Origin of the sequence: Bacillus sp. FJAT-42376, assembly GCF_003816055.1 — a bacterium.
GTDB lineage: Bacteria > Bacillota > Bacilli > Bacillales > Bacillaceae > Metabacillus_B.
On sequence record NZ_CP033906.1, the window covers coordinates 3,108,810 to 3,135,283 of the forward strand.

Annotated in this window: 32 protein-coding genes; 6 read left to right on the forward strand and 26 right to left on the reverse strand. The window is 43.9% G+C overall.

The genetic code is table 11. From position 1 onward, the window contains the following. Nucleotides 1-108: 108 nt before the first annotated feature. The 3 genes from CEF21_RS15665 to gpr form a co-directional block, all read right to left on the reverse strand. Nucleotides 109-453, reverse strand: coding sequence for a DUF3679 domain-containing protein (locus CEF21_RS15665; RefSeq protein WP_164462211.1), 345 nt, complete (start codon nt 451-453; stop codon nt 109-111). 19 nt (nt 454-472) lie between these two features. Further along, nucleotides 473-1,675 carry a stage II sporulation protein P gene (gene spoIIP / locus CEF21_RS15670; RefSeq protein ID WP_123917962.1) on the reverse strand — a complete coding sequence of 401 codons (1,203 nt, stop codon included), beginning with the start codon at nt 1,673-1,675 and terminating at the stop codon, nt 473-475. Between the two features lie 69 nt (nt 1,676-1,744). Further along, nucleotides 1,745-2,869, reverse strand: a complete 1,125-nt coding sequence (gene gpr / locus CEF21_RS15675) for a GPR endopeptidase (RefSeq protein ID WP_123917964.1) — start codon at nt 2,867-2,869, stop codon at nt 1,745-1,747. 204 nt (nt 2,870-3,073) lie between these two features. Between gpr and rpsT the strand changes: the two genes are divergently transcribed. Further along, nucleotides 3,074-3,340, forward strand: a complete 267-nt coding sequence (gene rpsT / locus CEF21_RS15680; RefSeq protein ID WP_123917966.1) for a 30S ribosomal protein S20 — start codon at nt 3,074-3,076, stop codon at nt 3,338-3,340. 40 nt (nt 3,341-3,380) lie between these two features. Here rpsT and holA read toward each other — a convergent pair whose 3' ends face one another. Further along, on the reverse strand, nt 3,381-4,376 hold the full coding sequence (gene holA / locus CEF21_RS15685) for a DNA polymerase III subunit delta (protein ID WP_481747679.1): 996 nt from the start codon (nt 4,374-4,376) through the stop codon (nt 3,381-3,383). Nucleotides 4,377-4,719: 343 nt separating this feature from the next. On the opposite strand from holA, the gene CEF21_RS15690 reads away from it, so the two are divergent. Then, a complete protein-coding gene (locus CEF21_RS15690; RefSeq protein ID WP_123917971.1) occupies nt 4,720-4,854 on the forward strand; it encodes a YqzM family protein in 135 nt (44 codons plus the stop codon). Between the two features lie 47 nt (nt 4,855-4,901). Here CEF21_RS15690 and CEF21_RS15695 read toward each other — a convergent pair whose 3' ends face one another. From CEF21_RS15695 to CEF21_RS15705, 3 genes are read right to left on the reverse strand one after another with little or no spacing between them, the layout of a single operon-like run. After that, nucleotides 4,902-7,238 carry a DNA internalization-related competence protein ComEC/Rec2 gene (locus CEF21_RS15695; protein ID WP_123917973.1) on the reverse strand — a complete coding sequence of 779 codons (2,337 nt, stop codon included), beginning with the start codon at nt 7,236-7,238 and terminating at the stop codon, nt 4,902-4,904. A gap of 19 nt (nt 7,239-7,257) precedes the next feature. Beyond that, entirely contained in the window at nt 7,258-7,821 is a 564-nt protein-coding gene (locus CEF21_RS15700; RefSeq protein ID WP_123917975.1) for a ComE operon protein 2, read from the reverse strand. A gap of 56 nt (nt 7,822-7,877) precedes the next feature. Beyond that, complete coding sequence (locus CEF21_RS15705) at nt 7,878-8,519, reverse strand: helix-hairpin-helix domain-containing protein (RefSeq protein ID WP_123917977.1); 642 nt, start codon at nt 8,517-8,519, stop codon at nt 7,878-7,880. An 88-nt stretch (nt 8,520-8,607) separates the two neighbouring features. On the opposite strand from CEF21_RS15705, the gene comER reads away from it, so the two are divergent. Beyond that, a complete protein-coding gene (comER, locus tag CEF21_RS15710; protein ID WP_123917979.1) occupies nt 8,608-9,435 on the forward strand; it encodes a late competence protein ComER in 828 nt (275 codons plus the stop codon). Nucleotides 9,436-9,516: 81 nt separating this feature from the next. Here comER and CEF21_RS15715 read toward each other — a convergent pair whose 3' ends face one another. Genes CEF21_RS15715 through CEF21_RS15750 form a run of 8 tightly spaced genes read right to left on the reverse strand, consistent with a single transcriptional unit; the run spans nt 9,517 to nt 14,545 of the window. Further along, the gene (locus CEF21_RS15715) at nt 9,517-10,269 is read right to left on the reverse strand and encodes a class I SAM-dependent DNA methyltransferase (RefSeq protein ID WP_123917981.1); all 753 of its coding nucleotides are present in this window, start codon (nt 10,267-10,269) and stop codon (nt 9,517-9,519) included. Continuing rightward, nucleotides 10,266-10,622, reverse strand: a complete 357-nt coding sequence (gene rsfS, locus CEF21_RS15720) for a ribosome silencing factor (protein ID WP_123917983.1) — start codon at nt 10,620-10,622, stop codon at nt 10,266-10,268. Before rsfS ends, CEF21_RS15715 begins: the two co-directional genes overlap by 4 nt. Beyond that, nucleotides 10,619-11,200, reverse strand: a complete 582-nt coding sequence (yqeK, locus tag CEF21_RS15725) for a bis(5'-nucleosyl)-tetraphosphatase (symmetrical) YqeK (protein WP_123917985.1) — start codon at nt 11,198-11,200, stop codon at nt 10,619-10,621. The genes rsfS and yqeK overlap by 4 nt, the downstream gene beginning before the upstream one ends. Beyond that, nucleotides 11,190-11,759, reverse strand: a complete 570-nt coding sequence (locus CEF21_RS15730; protein WP_123917987.1) for a nicotinate-nucleotide adenylyltransferase — start codon at nt 11,757-11,759, stop codon at nt 11,190-11,192. Before CEF21_RS15730 ends, yqeK begins: the two co-directional genes overlap by 11 nt. 17 nt (nt 11,760-11,776) lie before the next feature. Continuing rightward, on the reverse strand, nt 11,777-12,070 hold the full coding sequence (gene yhbY, locus CEF21_RS15735) for a ribosome assembly RNA-binding protein YhbY (RefSeq protein ID WP_123917989.1): 294 nt from the start codon (nt 12,068-12,070) through the stop codon (nt 11,777-11,779). Further along, nucleotides 12,071-12,907, reverse strand: a complete 837-nt coding sequence (gene aroE / locus CEF21_RS15740; RefSeq protein WP_123917991.1) for a shikimate dehydrogenase — start codon at nt 12,905-12,907, stop codon at nt 12,071-12,073. Nucleotides 12,908-12,932: 25 nt separating this feature from the next. Further along, nucleotides 12,933-14,036, reverse strand: a complete 1,104-nt coding sequence (gene yqeH, locus CEF21_RS15745; RefSeq protein WP_481747596.1) for a ribosome biogenesis GTPase YqeH — start codon at nt 14,034-14,036, stop codon at nt 12,933-12,935. Continuing rightward, the gene (locus tag CEF21_RS15750) at nt 14,033-14,545 is read right to left on the reverse strand and encodes a YqeG family HAD IIIA-type phosphatase (protein ID WP_123920305.1); all 513 of its coding nucleotides are present in this window, start codon (nt 14,543-14,545) and stop codon (nt 14,033-14,035) included. The genes yqeH and CEF21_RS15750 overlap by 4 nt, the downstream gene beginning before the upstream one ends. Nucleotides 14,546-14,928: 383 nt before the next feature. On the opposite strand from CEF21_RS15750, the gene sda reads away from it, so the two are divergent. Beyond that, on the forward strand, nt 14,929-15,069 hold the full coding sequence (sda, locus tag CEF21_RS15755; protein WP_123920307.1) for a sporulation histidine kinase inhibitor Sda: 141 nt from the start codon (nt 14,929-14,931) through the stop codon (nt 15,067-15,069). A 419-nt stretch (nt 15,070-15,488) separates the two neighbouring features. On the opposite strand, the gene CEF21_RS15760 is transcribed toward sda, so the two are convergent. Then, on the reverse strand, nt 15,489-16,181 hold the full coding sequence (locus CEF21_RS15760) for an SGNH/GDSL hydrolase family protein (RefSeq protein WP_481747680.1): 693 nt from the start codon (nt 16,179-16,181) through the stop codon (nt 15,489-15,491). A gap of 215 nt (nt 16,182-16,396) precedes the next feature. On the opposite strand from CEF21_RS15760, the gene sigK reads away from it, so the two are divergent. Further along, entirely contained in the window at nt 16,397-17,122 is a 726-nt protein-coding gene (gene sigK / locus CEF21_RS15765; protein WP_123917997.1) for an RNA polymerase sporulation sigma factor SigK, read from the forward strand. A gap of 134 nt (nt 17,123-17,256) precedes the next feature. Here sigK and CEF21_RS15770 read toward each other — a convergent pair whose 3' ends face one another. The 6 genes from CEF21_RS15770 to CEF21_RS15795 all read right to left on the reverse strand — a co-directional run bounded on the left by CEF21_RS15770 (nt 17,257) and on the right by CEF21_RS15795 (nt 21,903). Further along, nucleotides 17,257-17,385 carry a YrzI family small protein gene (locus CEF21_RS15770; protein WP_123917999.1) on the reverse strand — a complete coding sequence of 43 codons (129 nt, stop codon included), beginning with the start codon at nt 17,383-17,385 and terminating at the stop codon, nt 17,257-17,259. Between the two features lie 738 nt (nt 17,386-18,123). After that, a complete protein-coding gene (locus tag CEF21_RS15775; protein ID WP_164462212.1) occupies nt 18,124-18,345 on the reverse strand; it encodes a YrhC family protein in 222 nt (73 codons plus the stop codon). 82 nt (nt 18,346-18,427) lie between these two features. Then, nucleotides 18,428-19,561, reverse strand: coding sequence for a bifunctional cystathionine gamma-lyase/homocysteine desulfhydrase (locus CEF21_RS15780; protein ID WP_123918003.1), 1,134 nt, complete (start codon nt 19,559-19,561; stop codon nt 18,428-18,430). 2 nt (nt 19,562-19,563) lie between these two features. After that, a complete protein-coding gene (locus CEF21_RS15785) occupies nt 19,564-20,487 on the reverse strand; it encodes a PLP-dependent cysteine synthase family protein (protein ID WP_123918005.1) in 924 nt (307 codons plus the stop codon). Nucleotides 20,488-20,540: 53 nt separating this feature from the next. Continuing rightward, nucleotides 20,541-21,236: a 5'-methylthioadenosine/S-adenosylhomocysteine nucleosidase gene (gene mtnN / locus CEF21_RS15790; protein ID WP_123918007.1), complete on the reverse strand. Its 696-nt coding sequence runs from the start codon at nt 21,234-21,236 to the stop codon at nt 20,541-20,543. Nucleotides 21,237-21,261: 25 nt separating this feature from the next. Next, nucleotides 21,262-21,903 (reverse strand): class I SAM-dependent methyltransferase, encoded by a 642-nt coding sequence (locus tag CEF21_RS15795; protein WP_123918009.1) that lies wholly within the window; start codon nt 21,901-21,903, stop codon nt 21,262-21,264. Nucleotides 21,904-22,221: 318 nt separating this feature from the next. On the opposite strand from CEF21_RS15795, the gene CEF21_RS15800 reads away from it, so the two are divergent. Further along, nucleotides 22,222-22,425 (forward strand): DUF2536 family protein, encoded by a 204-nt coding sequence (locus tag CEF21_RS15800; protein ID WP_123918011.1) that lies wholly within the window; start codon nt 22,222-22,224, stop codon nt 22,423-22,425. A 235-nt stretch (nt 22,426-22,660) separates the two neighbouring features. Here CEF21_RS15800 and CEF21_RS15805 read toward each other — a convergent pair whose 3' ends face one another. From CEF21_RS15805 to udk, 4 genes are all read right to left on the reverse strand, one after another. After that, entirely contained in the window at nt 22,661-23,275 is a 615-nt protein-coding gene (locus CEF21_RS15805) for a YrrS family protein (protein WP_123918013.1), read from the reverse strand. Between the two features lie 72 nt (nt 23,276-23,347). Further along, the gene (locus CEF21_RS15810) at nt 23,348-25,099 is read right to left on the reverse strand and encodes a peptidoglycan D,D-transpeptidase FtsI family protein (RefSeq protein WP_241156691.1); all 1,752 of its coding nucleotides are present in this window, start codon (nt 25,097-25,099) and stop codon (nt 23,348-23,350) included. Nucleotides 25,100-25,154: 55 nt separating this feature from the next. After that, nucleotides 25,155-25,631, reverse strand: coding sequence for a transcription elongation factor GreA (greA, locus tag CEF21_RS15815; protein ID WP_123918017.1), 477 nt, complete (start codon nt 25,629-25,631; stop codon nt 25,155-25,157). Between the two features lie 206 nt (nt 25,632-25,837). Next, nucleotides 25,838-26,473 carry a uridine kinase gene (gene udk, locus CEF21_RS15820; RefSeq protein WP_123918019.1) on the reverse strand — a complete coding sequence of 212 codons (636 nt, stop codon included), beginning with the start codon at nt 26,471-26,473 and terminating at the stop codon, nt 25,838-25,840. Between the last annotated feature and the right edge of the window lies 1 nt (nt 26,474).

Genomic DNA, 26,474 nt, shown 5'->3' on the forward strand with positions numbered 1-26,474 from the left:
CATTGATTATATCAATTGAATTTTCAACATTCAACAAATGTTTTGAAGAGAACGATGAACCCTATGGGTTTTATCAGCAAAAACAGCTTCCGAAATGGAAGCTGTCCGCTATTTATCCTTTTCACCTTGAGCAGCCTTCATCAGGCTGCTGAAAAGATGTTCAATTCCGGATGATATTCCTTTCGCTGCTTCGGAGAGTGGATTAAAGGCATCCATGCTTTCAATCTGTTTTCTTTTCTCTTCTAAATCATGACTGGAGATCGACTGACCGAGAACCGAAGCCTCCATTTCCTGTTTATCCCCGCCGCTCTTTAAGGTAAAGGCACTTTTCATATCCGGATTGTCATAACCCTGGAGGTTCTTCATCCCGGTCCCTGCCATTTGCATTCCCATAAGGACTCCAAGAAAAAGAAGGGCTGCTATAAAAATGGATGTAAACATGAATTTGATCATTTTAATCCCTCGAGTCCTATTATTTCTTCTCTGTTTTCCCTTTAGTATCACCCTGAACCTTCTCCGCCTGCCAATAGTATTCACTAAACACATCTGCAACAGCTTTTGTAGAATTCCTTAATTCTTCGATATTGTTGTCTACTCCTCCGACTTCCAGCAAGATCGAATTTCCGGAGAGATCCTGGTTGAACAGCCCGTTCGAATTTTTAATTTTCAACGTGACCCCTTTACTCAGGCCAGGATATTTTTTTGCCAGCTGGGTATGGAGTTTTTTAGCAAGTTCAATATTTTTCTCCCGATTTGCATTCTTTCCGCCAACTACAAAAACGAGCTGGGCATAAGCCTTTCCTTTGATTGTCACCGTGGTTTGTGCATGGCGGCGGGAATCCCTGTGAATATCAATCAGATAAGCCAGATCTTTTCCGGAGGCCATTGCTTCTTGTACAACCGGTCTGGCAGCGGTGTAGGACTGGCTGTATTTCATGTTCTTTTCTTTTAACAGGCTCTGAATATCTTTTTGCTCAACACGTGTCCCTACTCCCTGTGCTTTCAGCTCATCTGCCAGCATTTTGCCGACGAGCGTCACATTTGCACTTTTATGAAAGGCATCATCAGAATTTTTGGATGGATTTTTAAACAGCGGAAGATAGGATTCCGTATTATGGGTGCTGTAAATGTACACCACTTGTTTATCACCGGTCGTATTGACAGGCGGCTCAGCCGTTCCTTCCGTTTTAGCCGAAGCTTTTCTCAGCTCCTCTATGGATGCTTCCCGTGCCTGAAGCTGAACTTCTTCAGGCGGAGCTGATTCAAAGGGGATAATCGTGCTGTAATTGCCACCTTCACCGGCAACAATAATTTCACTGTCATATAATGAAAAACCGGGGAGCTCTCTTCCAAGCAAGCTTCGCGGGTCATTTAAATTAATGCTTGCGGCCAATCTTAAAAACATCGATGACCAGTCAGCCGGCTTGCTTTCTTCAGGAAGTACCTGAGTAAAGTAATGGTTTTCAGAACCCATCAGATAAACAAATGCCTCCCCTGCAATTCCATCGGCAAGGCTGTGCAGAGATTCGGAAGCCGGCCTGTACTGAGGTTTTAAAGAGGTAAGGACACCAGAGAGCACAAAAATAAAGACAAGGCCCAAAAAGGCTGAAAATAAGAGTTTTTTTATGCTTGTCCCGCTAATGGCAAGGATAGGGGCTGAATTTATCCGTTTCATGTATATCCGTCCTCCCGGAGATTGTCTTATAAAGTCTATGAGCAATCTGCGAGAGTTAGAACGAAAATGCTAGTGTGTATAGGTTCCTCTATTATCATGGCCTATTTGACCATGAAGAGCTGAATTAAGACCGTTCGCTATAACATTGGCCATATCACTGATAAAAACATCCACTTCTTTAGGGGTCACCATGAGATTATGGCCAAGCGGATTGAGCACCTCATGGATCAGCGCTCTCTTTTCTTCTTCCGGCAGGGTTCCAATAATTCCTAAGTATGTTTTTCGCTGCTCTTCTTCCGGGAGATCGTCTTCAGTCAGCTTCTTTTTCTCCCCAAAAGTCATGCCAGCTGGAACAAGGGAACGTGAAGGACGGTCTCCCTGTGCCATCTCGCGTCCAAAATGCTTTAATATATAATCAATCGTATCACTGGCGATTGTAACTGCATCCACTACTGTTGGAATGCCTATGGCAATAACGGGAATTCCGAGTGTTTCCAGGCTCAATTCCTTTCTTTTGTTGCCAACCCCCGACCCGGGATGAATGCCCGTATCGGATATTTGGATGGTTGCATTAACCCGTTCAACAGATCTTGCAGCCAGCGCATCAATTGCGATGATAAAGTCCGGTTTGATACGGTTTACAACCCCCAGGATAATATCACTTGTTTCAATACCCGTCAGTCCCATAACCCCTGGTGAAATGACGCTTACAGGACGATATCCTTCCTGCACATTTTCCGGCTGAAGTTCAAATAAATGACGCGTCACCAATAAATTTTCTGCAGCGATTGGCCCGAGTGCATCAGGGGTAACATTCCAGTTTCCGAGTCCCGCAATTAAACAGGAAGCTTCTTTCTTTATCCCCAGGCTGTCTAAAAAAAGACTGAATTCGCGTGCAAACACCTCAATTACCTTCTGCTGCAATTCCGTATCTTTTTGCCGGATTCCGTCCGCCTGTATGGTCAGATAATTTCCCGCCTTTTTTCCGGTCGCTCTTTCGCCATCTTTATTGATTTCCACCGAAGTCAGCCTGATATCGCCTTCGGTGCGTTCCTTTACCACGATTCCTTTTACTTCCCCGCTCCCTTCCTGCTTCGTCTGTTCTTTTTCCTGCTGCTCCAAGGCGAGATCTCTCGCTTCAATTGCAAGGTCGGTTCGGATTTTATAGTTCGTCAGATCCAGTGAATCACTCATTTTTCTTTCCCTCCTGTAATTCGTCCTGCATTTATTTTTTCCAATAAGGCACGGTGCCATTCGGGAAGTGAGCTATCAACGAAAATTCCTTGTCAGAGGTATTGCATAACGGTGCGGGGTCTGATAAAATATCTCTTGTTCTCTATGTTGGAAATATATCGAGTTAAATAGATCTCGATTGCTTTTTTTTAGGAGGTGAATCGGATGCCAAATATTAAATCTGCGATTAAACGCGTAAAAACAAATGACGCGCGCCGCGCTCATAATGCAACAATCAAATCTTCTATGCGTACTGCAATCAAAAGAGTTGAAGCACTTATTGTGAACAACGATGCTGACAATGCAAAAACTGCTCTTCAAGAAGCTGCTAAAAGAATTGATAAAGCTGCTCAAAGCGGAATCATCCAAAAAAACACTGCTGCCCGCTACAAATCACGTTTGACTAAACAAGTTAACGGTTTGTCTGCATAAGCAATGCTGAAAGAGGACCGGCTCAATGCCGGTCCTCTTTTTATGTTCTTGTTTTTTGGGGTCTTGCAAGCTGCATTAAGAAAATCTCCAAAATCAGCACTTTATCCATCCGGCCTGTTTTCATTCCATAATCCGCTTCAGCAAGCTTCTTTATTAGCGATTTCAGTTCCTCTTCACTAAAGGAAGCCGCCTGCTGTGCAGCAAGCTTCACCCGGAATGGATGGACCTTTAGCGTACTCGCAATCTGCGGCTGTCCATATCCTCCGGCGGCAAGCTGTTTAACCTGGAGAATGAGGCGGATTTGGGCGGATATCAGCGACAATATTTTAATTGGCTCCTCATTTGCCTTTAAAAGATCGTGCAGCACGTGAAGGGCCTGATCTGCTTTTCTTGCTGTGACGTGGTTTATTAATTCAAAAATATTTTGCTCAAGGGTCCTTGCTGTCAGCTGGTCAACCAAAGATCTGCTTATCCTTCCTCCAGGTCCGATGTAAGCTGACAGCTTTAGTATTTCCTGGTCCATTAACATCAGGCTTCCATTTGTCAAAGCAACCAAATGCTCAGAAGCATCCTGTTCCATCTCCGTATCCTCAAGCTTAGCCAATGTATGAGTCCATTGAATTAATTCCTGCTCACTCAGCGGCCTGGCTTCGCCGACTACTGCCGTTTTTTTCAGCAGCTTTGAAATTTTCTTCCGCTCATCCAGTTTTTCGTATGGTGCCTGTACAATTAACACTGTATAAGGAGCAGGTTCTTTAATATATTGTTCGAATCGTTCTATGTTATGGTCTATTTTTTCTTTTTTCTTTTCACCTGTTAAAAATATCGGATTTTTAAGGAGAACCACTCTCTTCTCTCCCATAAACGGCAAGGTTTCCGCATCTTCCATAGCTGTTTCAACAGGAATTTCCTCCATATCATACACAGAAAAATTAAAGTCCTTCTCATCTTCCTGCAAAGCGGCTTCCACCAGCTTTTTAACCGTTTGTTCCATCAGATATGCTTCTGTCCCGATTAAAAGATAAACAGAAGCCATCTTTTTATTATTTATCTGCTTCCAAAACTGCAGCACGTCCATCCAGCTCCTATGTAAAAAAACTCTACACCCATCGTATAGAGTTTCATGCTTTTTGGCAAGGCTCGGAATCGATGAAACGGAGGAAGGAGGGAATCCCCCCATCCTCCATATATGATAAACGTCCTTTTGCAGGGCCCGGGTTCATTCTGCAAAAAAACGATGCCGCATCCTTTACTATTTTGCTCTTGAAATAAAAGAGTATAGCTGTAAAGATCTTCTATACCGGAAGAATCTTTACTTGTACAGGATGGATTTTTTTTCTAGTTTCCCTTATACTAATGGGGAAACAGGAGGGGTAAATGTGAATGAATTTGAAAAGAATGTGCAGAGTAAACGAAATGACGCTGTGGATTCGGGAGTTGGTTTTGCTGTTTCCTTCGGATTTTTTGCAGCCCTTTTCATTATCGCAACGGTCATCAAGCTGGTTGCGGCCTGATTGCTGAATAAGGAAAGAATCTGTTGGAAGAGACTGGATTGCAGTCTCTATTTTTTTGTTTCCCGGCCGCTTTGGGTTACTCCATCGTATGGAGGATAGCTGATAAAGGTTCCTTTTTCTCCAATAAAAAAGTATTGGATCGTCCCGCTCTGATCCGTCCGCAAAGGAAGAATCCCATGGTCATTCAGCCGTTTTATGACCTCGTAATGGGGGTGGCCGTACCTGTTTTTTCTCCCGGCGGAAAGCACAGCAGCGGACGGAGCCATTTTAGAAAGAAGCTCATCCGATGTAGAATTTTTGCTTCCGTGGTGACCAGCTTTTAATACATCGGTTTCCAATCGTTCTCCAATTGTTTTAAGCATTGCTGCTTCTCCCTCTTTTTCAAGATCCCCTGTAAGAACCCACCATTTGCCTCCCAGGTGAAAACGAAGGACGAGCGAGTCCTCATTTTTGCTCTCACTCCATGCTGACGGCCACAAAACCTGAAACTCTATTGCTTTTTCTTTTACCATTTCATGACCTCTTGCTGTATAGACCGGAATGCCTTTTTTCAAAGTTTCTGTAATAAGCTCTCTGTCTTTCTCATCTCTGACAAATCCTTCCGGAACAACAAGCTTTTCTATCCCTATTTTTTTCAGAATGTGAAGATATTCCCCTGTGTGATCCTGATCTGCGTGAGTTAAAAAAACCCCATCAAGATTCGATATGCCTTTTGATGATAAATAAGAGAGAAGCGTATAATCCGAAAGCTGTTTTTCCTCTCTTCGCTTTCTCCATTCCGCATCCTCTGCCTGATAAGAAAGCTTGCCACCTGTATCGATCACATATACACCAGCATTATACGGAAGCTCAATCACTATACAGTCACCCTGCCCTACATCAAGAAATGTGACAGATCCAGCAGAATCAAAATAAGGCAGGATGTGATCTGCAATCAGCAGTCCCATTAATATGAATACAGCCCCTGCTGCTTTCTTTGCCCCTTTTTCCATGGTCCACAAACAGTAAAACACACCCGCAATATAGGCAATCATGAGTCCTGCCGGCGGCTTCCCCGGTTTAAGAAGAAAGGGATCGGCCGCAGAGATTGCTTCCGTCATTCGATTTGTTCCATTAATAAGGAGAGATGCGAGCCAAACTCCGTTCTCCCAGAACGGCGCCTGAAAAAGCGCAATCAGAAAAGAACAGAGAGATACCGGCATAATAAGGAAGGAATAAAGCGGAACATAAATTAAATTAACAATGAGACTGATGAGAGATAGTTCCCAGAAAGAGTGTAAAATGAGGGGCATGGTTGAAATCATAGAGAGGAAGGTGAGAAGAAGGTTTTGAAAGAGGATATTTTTTGGGTATTTTTTAAAGATAGAAGTGGATACCAGTAAACAAAAACTGATGATGAAGGTCAGCTGGAAGCCTGAAAGGAATAGTTGGGAGGGGTTGACTGCAAGCCAGATCATAAACAGGAGAGACAAAAGCTTAAGGGGGCGTACCGGCCATCTCATGATAAGGAACAAAAAGTAAAGTTCAACTGCAGCTACCGCTCTCAGCACAGACGGTGAACCTCCGGCTATTACTAAATAGCAAGGCATAAGCAAAAACAAGATCCATGAAGAGCCCTCCCTGCTGACCCCCATTCTCATTAATACAAATCTTCCTGCGGCTGCAATCAGTGCAACCTGCATTCCTGAAATCGCAAGCAGATGAATGACTCCCACCTTTTGATAAGCAGTTTCTGTATCCTTATTAATCCATTCCCGTTCACCAAAAATAAGCGCCTGTACAATACCTGCGGATTCTGCAGGGAATGAATCGATAATAAACGCCAGCCCTTGTGATCTTAACTGAAGCAGCAGCGCTTCAGGAGAAGAACCTTTTGTGCAGTCACCGATCGATGATGCCGTCAGCATCCAATGAATGGATTGCGCCTCAAGGTACTCCTTGTAGTGAAAACCATTTGGAATTGTGGGCCTGAGAGGCGGCTCCAGTTTCCCTGAAACCGTGCATATCATCCCGCCTGACAGCTGCCGGAGACGCTTTTGATCTGCTTCATCTTTAATAAACAGCCTTAGCGCTGCAGATTCATAATTATTGAGCTTCATGATTGCACCGAACCGGTCTCCGTCCACATTCGGATGAACAGTCAGCATGCCTCTTCCTGAAAAGGGTCCTTCCCGGAAGTCGGTTTCGGTGAAATAACTGTGAAAGGAAGTCAGAAGGACAAAGAAGAAAAAAACTGCCGGCGCCAGTATACCTGCATTCTCTCTTTTTCTTGCAGAATGGATCAGACTCCATATCAGAACAATAAGGAAGCCTGCCCATTCCGCTGAATACCGGGCTGATAAAATACCTATTACAGAGGCGGCTGCACATAAAACGTAAGTCAACCATCCACCTCCTGATCCGTCATGAACCGGACATTATCCGGTCCGCTCTTTGTTTAATTTCATTCATTTCGGATTCATCATCCACTAATTCTTTTAAACGGGTAAGCAAATCCGTCAACAGCTCATCTTTTTCCCCGCTCTGATCTATCTCATGCTGCTTTCTCTCTACCTGTTTTACTTTGACCCCTGCCTGCTGAAAAAGTTCAACGGCATACGGATGATTCTTATAATCGGCGGAGTAAAATACGGATTGAATGCCAGCCTGAATGATCGCTTTACAGCATTGGAGACACGGGAAATGAGTAACATAGATTTCAGCTCCTCTAGTCGGGACTCCGAACTTCGCACATTGCAGAATTGCATTCATTTCTGCATGTATGGTTCGCACGCAATGGCCTTCTATTACATAACAGCCGGAATCGATACAGTGATCCCCTCCCGCGATGGATCCATTGTACCCTCCGGCAATCATCCTTTTTTCGCGGACAATGGTAGCCCCTACGGAAAGTCTTGTACACGTACTTCTCAATGCAAGCAAATGGCTTTGAGCCATAAAATATTGATCCCACGATAACCGGTTCATCTGCAGCCCTCCGTTTTTTTTCCTTCTATCATTTTAGCGGTGATGGAAATCTTACGTCAATTGACTTGAATGAAATCTTTTAGTTTCTCAAACGTTTTGTCCCCGATCCCCGAAACCTCTTTTAAATCTTCCGGTGCCATAAAGCTCCCCTTTTCTTCCCGGTATGAAAGAATGGCTTCCGCCTTTGATGGCCCGATACCCGGCAATGTCTGCAGCTCCTCAAGCGAGGCGGTATTCAAATTGACCGCGGGCTGACTCTTTCCTGCATCTTGGGGGCCGCCGCCGGATGGGGCCGGCACATTCGCATTCACCTCTTCTCCCTCCAGCGGAATATAAACAGCTGATCCGTCTGAAAGCACAGAAGCAAGGTTTACCTGTCTGCCATCTGCATTTTCAAGCAGACCTCCCGCATGGTCTACCGCATCCTTTACTCTTGCTCCCGGCCATAGTTCATATACTCCCGGTCTTTTCACAGCTCCCTTCACATCAACCATAAATTCAGGTTTCGGGAGAAGTCTTTTCGTTTCTGGTCCTGGAGGAGCTTTCTTTTCCTCCGTCTCCCCGACATTCAGATGATCCGGTATGACAGGTACGGGATTTTCCGTTTCCTCCCGCTTTCCTGAAATCAGGAAAACCGCTGCCATTAACATAAAAATTACGCCAATCAAATAAAATCTGTATTTTTGAAACCAGTTCATAAATCACCCCGTAAGCGTTTTTTGGAATAAGTAAAAAGGAGGAAGCATAATGTGTAGGAGAATAGGCAAGTGAAGGAGGGGAAAGCCATTGAACATCGGTTTTATAGGCACAGGCAACATGGGAAGAATTCTTATTGAGGCTTTCGTAGAATCAGAGGCTATTGAACCCCCGGCAATATTTATTACAAATCGGACATTGGAAAAAGCTTATCATATACAATCCGAATTTCCCGGCATTCAAGTGTGTGAAAACAGTGAGGATATTGTCAGGAATTGTTCTTTCATCTTTCTCTGTGTTAAACCGCTTGATCTTCATCCTCTCGTTACAAGACTCTCGACGCATCTTACAGAAAAGCACTGCCTGATTTCCATCACAAGCCCCGTTTCTGCAAGCCTGCTTGAACAAATCTCTCCCTGTCAGTCAGCGAGAGTGATACCGAGTATTACAAATCGTGCATTAAGCGGGGTATCCCTTGTTACATTCGGAAATACTTGCTCTGAAGAGAGCAGAACCAGAATTCTTCATCTTTTTGGAAGCATTTCAGAACCGGTATTAATCGAAGAAAATGTTACGAGGGCGGCTTCAGATATTGTCAGCTGCGGACCTGCTTTTTTCAGCTATCTTTTGCAGCGGTTTACGGATGCGGCTGTCCGGGAAACACAAATCAGCAAAGAAATGGCAGAGCAGCTGGCAAGCGGAATGATTACCGGGATGGGGAAGCTGATTGAAACCGGGCATTATACACTGCCTGGCCTCCAGAAGAAGGTTTGTGTAAAGGGCGGGGTTACGGGAGAAGGGATCAATGTTCTTGAAAAAGAGCTGGGAAGCATGTTTGAGCACTTATTCAGGAAAACGCATGAGAAGTTTGACGAGGACCTATCACTTGTCGGGGATCAGTTCAGGAGCCGCCGTTAAATAACATTCGGCATCTTTCGCCAAAGTCCTTCTGCATTTCGAAAAAAATCGCAAACAAAAAAGGGCGCTCGGGCGCCCTTTTTACGTGTTTGTTTTTTTGGCTGCAAAAAAAAGACGTTCAGCTTGATTATCCAGAGTTCCGGGTTTAAAGTCACCAAAGACTGCCAGAATCTCAAACCCTGCATCCTTCAGCCATAATTTAATCTGTTCAGGAGGATATGTCCGCTGCTGATGAAATTCATCAATGCGGCTGTATGATTGCTGGGCATCCTTTACGAAAAACGTCAGCTCGTGCTCAACAGAATGTTTTTTTTCCCCTTCAAAGCATTGCCAGATTAAACTCACATCTTCATCCGCGTCAGCAAACGTTGATCCTTTTAGAACATGCTCCATTTTGTAAATGGAATGAACGTCGAAAAGGAACAAGCCTTCATCGCGAAGCATTCCCGCAGCAGCTTTAAATGTCTGCTGTACATCTTTATCTTCCAGCAAATAATTTAGAGAATCACAATTGATCATCACTGCATCATATGCACGGTCATGCCCTTCCATCTCTCTCATATCCTGCTGAAAGAAAGGGATGCTCATTTTCTTCTCTTCTGCTTTTTGAATGGCTAGAGCAAGCATCTCTTCACTGAGATCTGCACCTGACATTTCATATCCTTTTTCCTGAAGCAGGACGGCAATTTCGCCGGTTCCGCATGCAACATCCAATACACGCCTGCCTGTATTTCCGTATTTCCTTATCATTTCATCCAGCAGTTTGGCCCAATCCTGATATGGAACATCCTCCATCAGATGGTCATACACACCAGCGAATCCCTGATAGATCATACTTCAAGCAGCTTGGATAAATCTTCGGAAGGCGCATCTCCCCAAAGCTTTTCAAGGTTGTAGTATAGGCGCTCATCACGGTGGAAGACATGGGCAACGACATCTCCAAGATCAATCAGAATCCATCTTGCCTCATCGAAGCCTTCCATTCTTTTTACTTGAATCCCGTTCTCATCTGCTTTGTCTTTAATTTCGCGTGCAATTGCCTGCACTTGTTTATCTGAATTACCGTGGCAAATCAAAAAATAGTCCGCAATTAAGGATAGCCCTTTCATACGAAGTGCCACCATGTCTTCTGCTCTTTTATCATCTGCTGCTTCAACAGCAAGCTTTAAAATATCTTTTTCATTCATTCTGGTTTGGATTCCTCCCGTTTGGATAAGATCAAATCGTTATATGCTTCCACTGTCATTGGATAGACAGCCTGGTTTTTTTTCAATAAAAACGTGATGGTATTCTGCAAAGCCATCTTCATCGCTGCATCCAAATCCCGTTTTGCCGCCTCGCGCGCCTCTTCTGCTCCGGGAAACCTTCTGCCGGGTTCAATATAGTCAGCCACATAAATGACTTTTTCCAAAATGCTCATCCCTGCTTTGCCCGAGGTATGATATTTAATGGCATCAAGAATTTCTTTGTCCTCAATTCCCGCTTCCTTTTCAACCAGGTAGGCGCCGACCGGTGCATGCCATAATTCTTCGTTATGAATCAGCAGATCCTTCTTCATATTCTGATCGATTATAATCTGCTTCATTTCAGATTTTTGCCTGAATTTCGCATAATCATGGAAAATGGCTGCAGTTTCTGCTTTTTTCACGTCTGCCCCATATTTTCCGGCGAGTTCAATCGCTGTTTCCATCACTCCAAGCGTATGCTGGTAGCGGTGGTCTGTCAGCTGTTCTTTCACCAATTCCAAAGCTTGATTACGTTCCATACAGCCCCTTCTCCTTAATATACTTCTTTATTTGATCCGGAAGCAAAAAGCTTGTTGTTTTATTGTTTTCAATACGTTCCCTGATCATGGTAGAGGATACATCAAATTGAGGAACATCAGCTATTGTCACATTAAACGCTGTATCTTTTGAATATCCCGGCCTTCCCACTCCGGCAAAACGCACCATAGACATTAATTCTTCGATCCGGTGCCACCGGGGCAGGTATTCAATCATATCGGCACCAATGATAAAGGTAAAATGATGCTCCGGATACTTCTCTTTGAGCAATACAATCGTATCATACGTATAGGATGGACCCGATCTCTCAAGTTCAATCGGTTCGACCGTAAACCCTTCTTCTCCTCTGATCGCGAGCTCAAGCATATTGTAGCGGTCATGCGCGCTTGAATGATCTTCATCCTGCTTATGGGGAGGGAGATGGTTCGGCAAAAACCAGATCTCATCCAGTGATAAGGCAGCCTTTACTTCGCTTGCCATTAATAAATGGCCATAATGAGGCGGATCAAACGTTCCGCCAAAAATCCCGATTTCCTTCATCGAAAAATTTCCCTTCGTCAGTTCGGCAGCTTAATCTGCTTATTCTCCCGAGATTCTTTGTAAAGGACAATGGTATTTCCGATCACCTGCACAAGCTCTGCTTTTGCTCCTTTGGAAAGTCTTTCTGCAACTGTGTCTTTGTCTTCGTCACAGTTTTGAAGAATACTTACCTTCAAAAGCTCCCTTACCTCAAGAGCTTCACTGATTTGCTTAATCATGTTATCATTCACTCCGCCCTTTCCTACTTGAAAGATAGGGTTAAGATGATGAGCTTCCCCGCGCAAAAAACGCTTTTGTTTTCCAGTCAGCATTTATTTTCCTCCTAATTTCTCCAGCACTACTGATTCCATCACAAGAGGGTCAGGCATAATACCTGTCCAATGGCGGAAAGAAAGCGCTCCTTGATAGATAAACATTCCCACTCCCGAAAGAATGGTGCATCCCCTTTCCTCTGCTTCCTTTAAAAAAGCGGTCTGAATCGGGTTATAAATAATATCACTTACAAGAGTACCCGGCAAAACGTTTGCTAATGAGATGGGCTGCTCATGAATCTTTGGAGACATTCCAATAGATGTTGTTTGAATAACCAGACTGTATTGATCGAGATGCTGTTCAGCTTCTTCGAGACTCAGCACTCTCCCCTGAACGTCTGCATCGCATTCATTCATCACGGCAGCAGCCTTTTCAAGTGTCCGGTTCGCAATATCGGCATGTCCAATCCCGGCATGGGCAAGAGCATCATATATTCCTCTCGCTGCTCCTCCCGCACCTATGATTAAGCATTTAATGCCGGATAAGTCCTTTGTTAAATAAGGTTTGATTGCTTCTAAAAAGCCAGGTCCATCCGTATTGTACCCCGTCAGAAATCCATTGCGGTTCACGATGGTGTTGACCGCTCCCATTCTTGCTGCCGTCTCGTCGACCGCATCTAAATAAGCCATGACTTCTTCTTTATGGGGTACTGTTACATTGACGCCTTTTATCCCCAGTGCCCTGATTCCATTTATTGCAGAGCCAAGCTGGTTTTTTTCTACATGAAACTGATGATAAGAAGCATCTATATTCTGATCCTGAAATGACCTGTTATGGATATCAGGCGACATGGAATGGCCGACCGGACATCCGATTATACCATATAAATCTGCCATTTATGCTCCCCCTGAATGATGCATGTTAAATGAGCGAATTCCGAAGGCTGACATTAACGCCTTTTGGAGCATACGCTGTTACCTTTTTATCCGGTTCATTCACGGTGATCCAGCCTAAGCCTGAGAAAACAATATCTGTTTTCGCTTGTTTAATGGTAAACGTATGAGGGACAAGCTCCGGAAAATCTGCCAGCTGTTCAGGCCTTGGAGGCGACAGAAGTTCTCCCCTGTGGGTTTGATATAGCGAATCCGCCTGTTCCAGTTTCGTCCGGTGAATATACAGCTCATTAGGAATATAGCACGTAAACGCACTTCGGCCCCCCTGCAGGTAATCGAACCGTGCCAAGCCCCCGAAGAATAATGTCTGTTCTTCATTCAGCTGAAATACGGTTGGCTTAATTTCTTTCTTCGGAGAAAGAAGCTTCAAGTCATTTTGACTTACATAATGGGCCATTTGATGATGATTAATGATGCCGGGAGTATCATAGAGGGCAGAGCCGTCATCAAGCGGGATTTCAATCAAGTCCAGCGTAGTGCCGGGATAATGAGAGGTGGTAATCAAATCCTGCTCTCCTGCCACTTCCTTGATGATTCGGTTAATAAATGTGGATTTCCCAACATTCGTACAGCCGACTACATATACATCCTTCCCATCCCGGTACTTTTCAATGGCTTCGGCTACTTCTCTTACACCTCGTCCTCTTGAAGAGCTTACCAAAAATACGTCAATCGGTTTTAGACCGTTTTCCTTCGCTTCCCTTTGCATCCATTGAATCAGTTTCTGTTCCTTAACCGATTTCGGCAGGATATCCGCTTTATTCGCCACGAGCAAAATCGGATTGCTTCCGGCAAAACGCTGGATTCCGTTAATCCAGCTTCCATTAAAATCAAATATATCAACAATTTTCACAATAAGAGAATCCGTCTCTCCTACCCCATGAAGAATCTTCAGGAAATCTGAATCGGTAAGAGCGACATCCTGGATTTCGTTATAATTTTTCAGCCTGAAGCATCTCTGGCAAATCACAGGTTCTCTCAAAAGAGCACTTGGTGGTGTATATCCAATGCCATTAGGATTTTCGGTTTGAATTTCAGCTCCGCAGCCTACACAGATTATTTCTTCACTCACTGCTTTTCCTCCCATTGAATCATGCCTTTTTTCTTTAAGTTATCCATGATCCGGCGCTCTATTTTACGGTTAAATTTCGTCATCACACCGTCTGTTGATGCAACAGGAACAACAAGAATCGTATGGAATCCGTTCCGGTTCCCCCCTAGAACATCCGTTAAAAGCTGATCACCGATGACTACGACTTCTTCTTTTTTCAGCTGCATATCCAGGATGGCTTTCCGGAATGCCCTCCCCATCGGTTTCCTTGCTTTGTAGATAAAAGGAATCTGCAAAGGATCCGAAAACTCTTTTACCCTCTTCTCTACGTTATTCGAAACGATGGTGACTTTAATTCCGCAGTCATTCATTTCTTTGAACCATTCAATCAGTTTTGGTGTGGCGCTCGGCCTGTCCCATTCTACAAGGGTATTGTCCAAATCTGTAATGATCCCTTTGATGTTGCGTTCTTTAAGCTTATAAGGATTTATTTCGAAGATACTTTTTACGAATTCACCTGGTAAAAACATTTTTAGCAAGGGGCTCACACCTCTACGTTCATATTTTGCCAGTCTCCATCTTACCGAATTTCGACAAATCTTTCAAAAAAATCTTTGGTTAACAGGACACAATGGTAATATTAAGAAAATTTTTCGACAGAAACCCGCCTATTCCAACACTTGTGGATAACTATATTCACAAAGTCCGGCCTTCCATTTCAAATTTTTTCAAGTTTATAAACAGCCTATTAACAGGTTATCCACTTTTCTCTGTGGATAACAGAACGATTGTTCCTCTTTGATAAACGTGTTAGATTTAAATCAGTTAAGACACAGCCTACTAGTTTATGCAGCAGGATGAACTTTAGTCCATATTTTCAGGAGGTGACTTGCCAATCATTTGGCCAACCAGTATGCGTAAATTATCGGACGAGCTTTTGATTGAATCCTATTATAAAGCGACTGAATTAAATCTTAGCCATGACTTTATCGAGTTAATCGAATCCGAAATTAAGCGCCGCTCTCTTGTCCATTTCCTTAGAAGGAGAGTCTGAGCGCTTTTCTTTTGTCTTTGTTAAAGCCATACCCTTCAACTAAGCGAATCAAATCATGAATGCAAGATATTATACCATGTCATTGCATGAAACCTCCACCCGGCCTGCAAAGAAGGCATAAGAAGACACCTCATCCAATCGAGGTGTCTTAGCTGCAATATCCGCCATAGTACCAATAATATCCCCCAAAGACCAGGAGCAGGATAAAAGCGACAATTAAAATAGCATACCAGAAACCATAAGAAGCATTGGGCGGGATGTACGGATAGGGATAAGGCAGCGGACCGCAGCCGGGACTGCACGGGTAGTAGCCAGCAGGCATAACGACAAGACCCCCTTCCTATCTTTGCTCTTATGCAATATATGTATGTACCAAAAGCATGGTGCAGGCTTTTGTCCCGGAAACCAGAGAAATACGTCTACTCTGCTAATACACCGCTCTCGATGATGGCTTCATAAAGCAGACGGCTTCCTTTGGGGGTCATATGATTACCCGAAGGATCAATTAATCCAGAAGCAATAAGATCGGAATCTGTATCTCCCCCTGCTGTACGCACCATGTTTCTCCAATGGTCTATAAGAGGCAGGTGTTCACGTCCCGCTGTTTTTCTTACGATATCATTATACGAATTATGCCAATTTCGAGCTCCTTTTCCAGCATCATAATAAATTTTCTCGTACCTGGAGTAATAAAGCTTATCTGTTCCGTTTCCCTCTACAATCGGCAAGCACGTAATCAGAACAGGCCGGCCTCCTATCTTTTTTATCTCATTAATAAAATAAAGAAGATTGTTCTCGAACCGTTTTTTTGAAACACGCGGCTTTCCGTTTTGGAGAATGACTGCGTCGTTCGTTCCGAACATAATAAAGACAACCTCAGGCTTTCGTTTCAGAACATCCTTTTTAAATCGCTTCCGGGCATCCTCTGTCGTCTCTCCGGCAATTCCCGCATTATATATTTTGGCTTCCCCTTTTTTGGACAGATTTAAAAGGTTCACCCATTTTTCATTTTCAGGATAATCTCTGATAGGGAAATTTGCTCCTCTTGTATTGCTGTCTCCAAATGCAACCGCCTTATGCTGCTGATTTCCGGCGCTGCATCCTGCAGCCATTAAAAGACAAAGAATCACTAAAAGCTTTTTCAACTTGTGCACCTCCGTAAGCTCTACCACACTATAATATAGAACTACCCGTGTTTCAACAGATGCATGCAGCCTTTACTCTCCCCATTTTAACTTTATCAATGTGAACAGACACGGCCGGGCTCATTCCGACATACACATAACTAATAGGCAATTGCCTACATAAAGAACTTGGAGGTGCTTATTTGTCCGGACTATTCACTGCACTGGCCTACGTGATGAGAGAAATGGTTTTTCTCGTCGGCTATGTGAAAAACAATGCTTTTCCACAGCCTTTATCGTCCAGCGATGAAAAGAAATACCTTCAGTTAATGGCAGAAGGGGATGAGCATGCCAGAAACCTTCTCATTGAACATAATCTCAGATTGGTGGCTCATATTGTCAAAAAGTTTGAGAACACCGGAGAGGACGCAGAGGATCTGATTTCCATCGGAACAATCGGGCTTATCAAAGCAATCGAGAGCTATTCTCAAGGGAAAGGAACAAAGCTTGCCACCTATGCAGCAAGGTGCATCGAAAACGAAATTCTTATGCATTTACGTGCCTTAAAAAAGACGAAAAAAGATGTGTCCCTTCATGACCCGATCGGTCAGGATAAGGAGGGCAATGAAATCTCGCTTATCGATGTACTGAAATCAGAAAGCGAAGACGTGATTGATACCATCCAGCTGAACATGGAGCTTGAGAAGGTGAAGCAATTCATTGATGTGCTGGACGAACGGGAAAAAGAAGTCATCGTGGGAAGGTTCGGCCTGGATTTGCAAAAAGAAAAAACACAGCGGGAAATCGCGAAAGAGCTTGGAATTTCCAGAAGCTATGTATCAAGAATTGAAAAGCGGGCCCTTATGAAGATGTTCCACGAATTTTATCGGGCCGAGAAAGAAAAAAACGGCAAAAAAAAGAAAAGATAAGGAGAATGGGGAATTTCCCTCTCTCCTTATCTTTTTTCTTTGGCTAGCCGCTGCCCTTCTCCGCATTGAGGTGAATCATCCATACACTTTTCATCATTTTAACCGCTCCCTTTCTTTGTTTTTTTTAACATGCTTTACAGCATCAGCTGCCGGTGTTTGATTTCTTCCATCAGATTTTTTACTCGGGTATCATCATTCATTTCATCTTTGGTTTTTGAGTGTCTTTTAAAGGTAACAGATACAAACAGCAAATGGATCGTCATGAAATCACCTCCCTTCAAGGCTGGCTGCCCTAATTTCCCCGCAAAAAAAACACCGCAGGAAAGAATCCCGGGCGTTTTGTATAAAATATAAAACGCCGCAGAATAAGCAAATCAGTGCTTAGCCTGCGGCGTAAATCCATTTAAGAGAAGAAAAAGGACATACGTTATGCACAAACCGGCCAATATGATTTGGTTTCATCATTCAGTTGTTTTGGCTGAACCATCTTAACAATCATCATTTTAACCGGCCTCCTTTAAAAAATTTTAATACATGGTAATTATATCCACATCCCATTGAAATGTAAACCGATTTTTCCAATTTTTTTAAAAATAGGCGCGGTACACGCTGTTCCTGCTTTATCTTCTGATTAGAGCAAGCAGGTGAAGACTGGGTGGTTCCCGGCAGCGTAACATCCATAGACAGGTTGACGCGTAAGGGAAAATCAGCTCTGGTTTTAAGCTGGGCTAAAAAAAACGGTTTTTTCTGATTATCATCCTTCAGAACGGTTTCTATAATGTCCCGCTTGCTATTTATCTCAGATTTTTTTCCGCCTTAACTCTTCTCTTTCAGCCCGGCTGCTTCCGGGGAAAGTGTCGTCTTCCGCTCCCATCAGCCAATACCGGGATTGTTTTAAAAAACGGGTAAAAAAATAAACCTCCTGATGCTATGAGCGCTCAGAAGGTTTCTTTTCAGGACTTTTCAGACAGCCCCATGATTATCGGTAAATGAGACTATTCTTACTCCGCCTCTTTTTGAAGTTTCTTTTTATATACAAGCGAAACATGAAAACAGATCATGGCTCCTGCCAGCATAAAACCGGAGGCTCCCATCATTGCATATTGTTCGCTTTTTTGACCGGATTCTACTAATACACCAATATAAAAAAATGTACCTACACATAAAAGGACAAGTGCATAATTTTTAAAATCCTGGACTAAATCCTGCCATTGCTTTTTCAAAGAAATCACCTGCCAGAAAAGGTTTTGACAATTACTAGGATAACATATTCTGGCAGGCTGTCTGACTTGTAATATCAGGAAATCAGGATAGAGCTTGTTTCAAGTCTTCAATTAAATCATCCGCATCTTCTATTCCCACGGAAATCCGGATTAAGCCATCGGTTATTCCCAGCTCTTTTCGTCTTTCTGCCGGAATGGATGCATGTGTCATTCTGGCTGGAACAGAAATCAGGCTTTCAACAGCCCCAAGGCTTTCTGCCAGGGTGAAATATTTCACTTTGCTAAGCACTTGATCTGCTTTTTCCTGGCTTCCGACATCAAAGGAGACCATTCCTCCAAACCCGGTGGATTGTTTTTTCGCAACCGCATGGTTCGGATGCTCTTCAAGTCCGGGATAATAAATACTGGATACGGCCGGATGCTCTTTCAGGAAACGCACAATCTCCTTCGTATTTCTCTCGTGTGCCTCCATTCTGAGTCCAAGGGTTTTCACACCGCGGATCAGCAGCCATGAATCCTGAGGTCCAAGGACTCCCCCAGTAGAGTTTTGAACGAAATGAAGCTCCTCTGCAAGCTTCTGGCTGTTTACAGCTACAAGACCCGCTACGACGTCACTATGGCCCCCTATATACTTAGTGGCACTGTGAAGAACGATATCCGCTCCCTGAGTCAGAGGCGTTTGCCAATATGGTGTGCTGAATGTGTTATCCACAATTGTGAGCAGACCCTTTTCTTTTGCAAGGCGGGCTGAAGCTTCGATATCCGTAATCTTCAGTAAAGGATTAGTCGGTGTTTCCAGATACAGCGCTTTTGTATTGGGTTGAATCGCATCTGCAATGTTCTCTAAATTGCTTGTATCCACAAAAGTCGATTCAATGCCGAGACGATTTAATACTTTCGTCATCACACGGTATGTTCCGCCATAAACGTCATCTGTCATAATGACGTGATCTCCGCTGCTGAACAGCATCATCACAGCTGAGATGGCAGCCATCCCGGAGCCGAATGCAAACCCTGCATGTCCTTCCTCAAGGTCCTTTATCAGTTCTTCCAATGCATGTCTCGTAGGATTTCCTGTTCTGGAATATTCGTAGCCTTTATGCTCGCCCACACGCTCCTGTTTATAGGTGCTAACCTGATACACCGGTACATTGACTGCACCAGTGTGTTCATCGCCGGGAATTCCGCCGTGAATCATTTTAGTCAGCTTTTTCATGATTAAATTCCCCCTTCGTAGATTTTTTTGCTTAAGTATCGTTCACTGCTGTCAGGGAAAATGGTGACAATGTTCCTTCCCTCTTCGGCCTTCCATGCTTCAGCCAATGCAGCGTGAAGGGCAGCACCCGACGAACTTCCAACGAGAAGCCCTTCCCGTCTGGCAAGCTCTGCCACTCTGCGGAAGGCATCTTCATCCGTTACGGTATGGATGGAATCAAAATATTCCTTTTTCATGTAATCAGGCAGAAACTCCATACCGATTCCTTCCGTTTTGTGAGGTCCTGATTCGCCTCCGTTCAAAATCGATCCTTCAGGTTCAACGATGCACGTCTTCACATCCGGATTTTTTTCCTTCAGGTACTCAGCTGTTCCCATAAATGTTCCGCCTGTTCCGGCCCCCGCCAGAAAGACATCAATGTTCCCGTCCATCTGCTCCCAAAGCTCCGGACCAAGCGTTTTATAATACGTCAGCGGATTCGCCGGATTCGCAAATTGCTGAGGGCAATAAGATCCGGGGATTTCCTTTAACAACTCCGAGGCTTTCGCGATAGCCCCTTTCATGCCTGAACTTGTCGGGGTATGAACAATTTTTGCACCGAGAGCTTTCATAATTTCCTGCTTCTCCATGCTGAATTTTTCAGGAATGCAGAATATGACTTGAAGGTCTTCACGGATGGCTGCCAAAGCAAGTCCAATCCCTGTATTTCCGGCTGTTGGTTCGATAATGGTACCGCCTTTAGCAACTTTACCGGTTCTTAACGCATCTTCAATCAGTTCTTTTCCAAGGCGGTCTTTAATGCTGCCCCCCGGGTTATAAAACTCGAGTTTGGCAAAGAGACGGGTACCCGGAGGAAGCGGAAAATGCTGTATTTCCATAAGGGGAGTGGAACCGATCAGTTCATGAACACCTTTAACTACTTTCATTCATACACCTTCTTCATCAGTCGCAGCAGGGACGATTCCCCTGCTTCCTGGAATTAATTCAAATGGCGGACGATTCGCAGCACGTGCTCAGCTGAGTGAAGCCCCGCTTTTTCAAGAAATTGATCAAATGACACATCCGATTCTTTTCCGGCAATATCCGAAAGGGCCCGAATGATGACAAATGGAACTTCAAACTGGTGACATACTTGAGCGATCGCTGCTGCTTCCATTTCAACCGCATACAGGTTATCAAATTTCGTCCGGATATACTCAACCCGTTCCGGATCATTCATGAAAGAGTCGCCTGTTGCGATCATTCCTGTCACAACTTGGATTCCTTCAATATTTTTCGCCTGCGCTTCCGCTATTTCCAATAGCGCTGGATCAGGAAGGTAGGCTGGAGGAAGTCCCGGTACCTGCCCGTATTCATATCCGAACGCTGTCACGTCCACATCATGATGACGGACTTCGGTTGAAACCACCACATCCCCCACATTGAGTGAATGATGGAACCCTCCGGCAGATCCTGTATTAATGACATAATCCGGCTTATAGCGGTCAAGAAGCAGGGCTGTACTCAAAGCAGCGTTCACTTTGCCGATCCCTGATTTCAAAAGGACGATTTCTTTCCCTTCATAGCTTCCTTCTGTGAATTCACTTCCGGCAATGATTACACTTTTAGCGCCTTCTAACTGTTCTCTTAAAATGTTTACTTCTTCTTCCATTGCTCCGATTATCGCTATTTTCATTAGGTCAGCCCTCATTTTTCTAAAATTACTGTTTTACTGCTTCCATGATCCATACGAATGGATTCATTTGTGTAAAGACCGCATCGAATCCGTGCTTTTCGAATATTTCCTTCATGACGACATGAGTTGTGTAATATTCGGTTTCAAGATCCTGAGCAAGGCTTAAATAATGCCGTTGTTTTGATTCATCGATCTTCTTTGCATATGCATCCCGGTCAGTGAAAACAGTATCAGCAAAGACTATTTTACCACCTTTGGCAAGCATGCTTCCATATATCCCGACAGCTTTATCCTTCTCTTCATCCGTAAGGTGGTGGAAAGCATATGTGCTGACAATTGAATCAACCGGCTCTGGAGGAGCTGGGAATTCCAAAAAATCTCCATCTGAAATGGAAATATCTCCAGGCAATTTATCGATTGCCTTTCTTCTCATTGCATTTGACGGTTCGATTCCATATACTTTTTTCCCCGCTTTGTGGAGAATGGCCGTTAAGTTCCCTGTCCCCAGACCAAATTCAAGAACCGTGGATCCTGATCTTTCAGCTACTTCTTCCAGGATACCGCTGTAATTTTGGAAAACTTCTTTATATTCAACGTCATGTCCGCTGACAGTTGTATCGTAATCAGATGCCCAGCCTTCAAATACATCCAAAAATTCTCTGCCCATGATGCACGCTCCCTGAAACATAATAATTCCTATGTGTATAGTATGAATTAAATTCATTAACTGTTCAAAGATTATCATAATCCTCCCGGAAGCTCAACAGAAAAGTTTTCCATCCCCCGCAATACCGGGGTTTTTGTTACACTATAAAAAGATAGGCTAGTTAAAGCATGGTGATGATTGAGGCGGAAGGCGTGAGACCCCGCAGTCTCAAAGCGGCGAGGAGGTTCACCGCCCGTCCGTAAGGATACGTGACGACTGCAGGGAAATCAGCAGCCAAGCTTAACAGAGCCAAGAGATAAAAAATAAGGAGAAAAATAGATGAATTTTCAGCTGGATTATTTGAAGGATAAAGTGGAGTTTTTTGAAGCACAAAGTGTTAAGGAACTTGAAACGAAAATCGCCGAGCAGATTGTTCATAATAAAGCGATAATGATGGAAGTTCACTCTGTATCCCATCAAATGCACGTTTTGGAAGATGGCCGGAGATTTTACAGTGCGGTTGTCCATTTTAAAGCGAAATAAGTATGGAACCATTTTTAATGGCAGATTCAAAAAACACTTAGATTGGCTCGTGCTGTTTCTTGCCCCTTCGCGAAGGGGCAGCCGCCGAGCCTTTGCTGCGCTCTGCGCCAGCGGGTGTTACCACTATTCCTCTTCAATCAGCCAGCCGCTAACGGCAAAAAAACAGGGAACGCTTTAAAAGCGACTCCCTGTTTTTTGGCATATGGGGCTTATCAGACAGCCCCATTTCTTTTATTTAGTTTACTTTATTAACCGTTAAAGGTTTCCATCCTTCGTTTTCAATGAAGCGAAGCGTTACCTGGTATTTTTCGCTGGAATTTTTGGGAGAGATGGTTCCTTTTGCATCATTTGGAGAACCATTATTCCCCAGGAACCAGATGGTCATATTGTCCTCCGGAATACCAGTAGCTGCACTCATCGCTTTCGTCATTTCTTTCCAGTCGGCTGAGCCTTTATCATAAACGGTAGTGTGCTCGCCCTTTTGTTCTGTACCGACAGGCTCCCATTTGGATTTTTCAGTACCCTCTTCTTTTGCTTTATCTTCCTGGGCTGGCTCTGCAGGCTGCTCTTCCTCGTCTTCAGGCTTCGCTTCTTCAGATTGCTGATCGTCTGTATTTTGTGAATCTGTATTTTCTTTTTCTGCCTGAGCAGATGCCGTTTCTTGATTTGTCTGCTCTTCCCGGGTCTGCTGATCTGAGACTTTGCTGCTTGAGGACTGCTTTTTATCTCCGCCCAAAATAAGCTGTGAACCCACAGCTACAATGAGGATCAATACGACTCCGATTAGCACATTCAAAACAATATTCGTTTTTCTGCGTTTGTCCCGATTGCCGTAGCGGGTTTTGTTCATGAATCTTCACTCCTTTTCCCACGTTCTTCTGTACTATTCTATCATCGGTATATGAATCTATCCAGTTCTGATTTACTCCAGCTCATCCAGTCCTTTTGCGATATCATAAAAAACCTGGCCGGCGGCTGCCCGGCTTGCGATTGTGTCAGCATCCACGACGACAAGCGCATATTTAGGATTACCCGATGGAAAGTACCCTGCAAACCATTTATTGATTAAATTATGTCCTTCAGAATCCTTTTTGCCTGTTTCGGCTGTTCCTGATTTCCCTGACACTTCGAACGGAAGTGTTCTAAATTTTGCTCCTGTACCCTTTTCATCTGTCACAACGAGTCGCAACAGCTTTTGAAGTTTCTGGACAGTATATCGGTCAATTTCAGCTTCTGAAAGCTCATGATCAGGAAAATGGTACATAGAGGTGCCATTTTTATATAAGATGTCTTCTGCCGTTTTGACCTCCAGTCCATTTCCTCCCCTGCCAATCGTGGCCATCATATTGGCAATCGCAAGGGGGGTAACCTGAACATCTTTTTGGCCGATTGCCGTCTGGGCCACCGCCTTTGGAGCACCTTTATCCTTTTGATCGGACCAAACCGAACCTTCCTTTTCTTCAGGAAACTGTTTGAAGCCGCTATAATGGAAGACGTTTCCCCGCCACCCGACGGGGTGAATCAGCCCAAGCTTCTCTGCCGTGTCTTCCATGTAGTCAGGAGCCTTTTTTATCAGCTCATTTGATAACACATTAAACGTATAATTGCAGCTTCTCGAAAAACTTTGATCAAAACTAAGCGGTCCCAGCTGCCTGTCTTCTTCTTTGGCACCATATGGATTTAAATTGCAGTTGTAGCGAACTGCCGGATGATCAAGACCATTTTCAATGGCTGCTGCAGCCGTTACAATTTTAAAGATTGAGCCGGGCTTCATTCTTTCGAGCGTATAGTTCCTCAGACTGGCTGGCGACCCATTTACATTTAGATCAGGTTTGCTTGCCATAGCCAATAAGGAATTCGTTTCAATATCAATTAATACAGCCCCTCCTTTCTGAACGCCTGACCGGGTGAGAGCGTCTTCCGTCAGCTGCTGCATTTCACTATCAAGAGTCGTCTTAATTTTGACTGGAAAATGCGCACTTGAATCTGCAATGTATTTAACATTAACTCCGAATAGAGGATTTCCGTTTGCATCCACATGGTAAAGGAGCTTTGTTTCCGATTCCGGCAATAGAAATTCATCAAATGCCTTTTGCAGCCCCGAGGCCCCGATTTTCAGATTATAGGGGAGTTCTTTATCAGGGTACCGCTTTTTTGCTACTTCCGGCATTTGGGCTGTATACCCAATGATATGAGAGGCCTCGTGTCCTTCTTTTCTATCCTGCACCATAACTCCGTATATGCCCGGAACCTTCAATTTATTTATTGTCTCCAGATCCGCCTGTGTCAGATCCGCCCCATCTTTCTGTGAAAGAATAAGAGGCTTCTTGGCATTGGATACAAGCGAGCTGAGCAGCCCCTCTGAGATTCCTGCAATGCTTGCGATATCTTTGATTGGCCAGTTCAGGCCCCGGATGAAAGGGAACAGAACCAATGAAGGCTGAGCTGCTGCAGAAAGAGGGAGGCCATTCCGGTCGGTGAGCGATCCCCTTCCGTCATCGATCAGCACAGACTGCGTCCGCTGTTTGATGCTTTCTTCAATGAGATTAATATGATGGCTGCCGAATGCTTCTGTCTGAAAAAGCTGAAGTTCCGCAAGCCTGGCAGCTAATAAACATAAGCAAACTGTCATGACCGCACAAACTGATATCATCCTTTTTTTTATGGAGCGCATATAAAAAACCACCTCGTCATCATTCTCGACGAGGCGGTTCATCTTTAATCGGAACTTACTTAATATTTACGATTTTAACCTGCATTTCTCCGCCTGGAGTCTGTACAGTCACTTCGTCCCCTACTTGTTTGCCAAGCAGACTTCTTGCGATTGGAGAATCGTTGGAGATTTTTCCTTCAAACGGATCAGCCTCTGCACTTCCAACGATGGTATAAGACTCTTCTTCCCCATTCGGAAGCTCCTGGAATGTAACCGTTCTCCCGAGTGCCACAGAATTAGAGTTTGAAGCATCTTCCACAATGATTTTGGCATTGCGGATCATGTTCTCAAGTGTTGTAATTCTGCCTTCAACAAATGCCTGTTCCTCTTTAGCGGAATCGTACTCGGAGTTCTCAGAAAGATCTCCGAAACTGCGCGCGATTTTTATCCGTTCGACGACTTCTTTGCGGCGAACCGTTTTCATGTATTCCAATTCTTGTTCGAGCTTTTCTTTTCCTTCTTTTGTCATCGGAAATTCTTTCTCTATTGCCATCGCTATCCACTCCTTCTGAAACAGCTGTCCCCCGAAATTTTTGGTATGTTAGACCTGTTAATAAGACAAGAGCGAGGGCAAACATGCCCTCACACCCTTTTTTCATATCGAGAATTGGCCTTAAAACTGCCTGAGCTCAAGTTACATGAAACGTTTAACAATCTATACATAATATGGGCACAGTGCTCTATATCTATGCTATGTTATTACAAAATAGCGTTTTGTTCAAGAATTGTTTGAATTTTTGTTACCATTAAATCAATGGCCACGTGATTTTGTCCGCCTTCAGGAATGATAATGTCAGCGTATCGCTTTGTCGGCTCGATAAATTGATTATGCATAGGTCTGACGACCGATACATACTGTTCAATAACTGAATCAATAGAGCGCCCGCGTTCTTTAATATCACGAAGAATTCTGCGGATTATCCGAATATCTGCATCTGTATCTACATACATTTTGATATCCATTAAATCTCTTAACCGTTCATCTTCAAGGATGAGGATTCCTTCAAGAATGATTACATCTTTTGGTTCCACCTCAATGATTTCTTCTGACCGGGTATGGATCGTGTAATCATAGACAGGCTTATTGATTCCTTCATAATGAAGGAGTTTCTTTAAATGGTCAATGAGCAAATCATTATCAAAGGCAAGCGGATGATCGTAATTTGTATTCAAGCGCTCTTCATAAGGAAGATGGCTTTGGTCTTTATAATAATAATCCTGTTCAAGCATCATGATGGAATGACCTTGGAAATGTTCATAGATTGCTTTTGTTACACTTGTTTTTCCAGAGCCGGATCCTCCAGCCACTCCAATTACTACAGGCTTCTTTCCCATC